Here is a 1,316-nt window from a genome sequence, read left to right on the forward strand (position 1 = left end):
TTTCATCGCAGCACAAATAAAAGAGCTGTCCAATCGTTTTTGGATCCTCTTCTTCCCGTGAGCTCATGGCAAGCATGATATATCGTGCGAAAACAACAGTGGTATGGGCGACCAACGCATCGTAACTGCGTGATTGAAACTCCTTCGCTAAACGAAGGTGGGATTTGGCCACCTTGAAAAAACATTCGATGTCCCAACGCTTCCCGTAGAGACGCACAACCTCTTCTTCTGGGAGATCTAAATTGGTAGACAAGAGAGCCAGCCATTTTTTTGAGCGATTTCTATCCCGTACAAATACAATGCGGGCTTGTATTTCATTCCCTTTGTCATCCAGACCCAAACCAACTACGACAGAAGCAAGAATCTTGGCGCGCCCACGTTTTTTTCGAACTTTCTTATACAACTGGCCTAGTGTGTATTCTTCGCCCTCGTACATGTAATAGACGCGGTGCATATTTTTGAGCATACAAATGACCTGAAGAGGGTAAGCAGAAACGACCCGTTTGATGACTTTTGGAAAAGCAAACCAGCTGTCAAAAAGCAGTGTTTTTGCACATAGCTGCAGTGGGTTCACTTCATTCAGGAGATCGAACATCGCTTCTGTTGATTTTTTCACAGCTTCCTTGCGGCGTTTATAACCGACTGTACGCTTGTCAATGGTGGCGTTGACTTCTTGAAAACGGTTCTTCTTTTTCTCGGAACTCAACAGCGAAAAAGCCAATGGTATGAAAGTATTTCCATCTGACCAACCAAGCGTAAGCATACGAAAACCTCTGACATACTTGCCGGTTGTATGATCGTGTACGAGTGCCAGCAGCTCAACAGCCTTACTTCGCGCTCGACTATACAAGGAGTCATCCAAAATTAGAACGCGCTCGCGGTTACTAGAAACCAGGGGAATCAATTTGGTCACAATCACATTCTTACTCAATAGGGTAAGAAACTTTCGCCAGTTGTATGTATGAGTGTTGAGCAAACGATAGATAGTGTCCTTTTCAGGAGCATCCTGTATACGACCTGATTCAAGGGTCCGATATAGGTTCTTGCCATGTAGAACAAGGGAGAAGATAAACTGGAAAAGAACCAGAGGGGAAATCCCATCTTCCTTTCGGATATTTGCCTTATTTAGCAATGTGCCCAATTTATGTTCTTTGAAAAAGCGCGAAATATAGGAATCAGCCTCGTTTTTCGGTTGAGAATTTGGTAAAATATTAGCCATAAAGCATCCCTTTCTTTGGTTATTGTTGTGGTGACTATATTTTACCAAAAAGGGATGCTTTTTTTGTGCTTTTTCGATAACTTTTTTGAGTAAACTC

At 42.9% G+C, this 1,316-nt stretch carries 1 protein-coding gene; it reads right to left on the reverse strand.

The features are described from left to right. Positions 1-1,219, reverse strand: a 1,219-nt coding sequence (locus MUB24_RS22965; protein ID WP_244708069.1) for an IS4 family transposase, incomplete at its 3' end; no start/stop codon positions are given. Positions 1,220-1,316: the final 97 nt, after the last annotated feature.

The organism is Lederbergia sp. NSJ-179, assembly GCF_022867885.1.
In the GTDB taxonomy this organism is placed as follows: Bacteria; Bacillota; Bacilli; order Bacillales; family Bacillaceae_C; genus Lederbergia.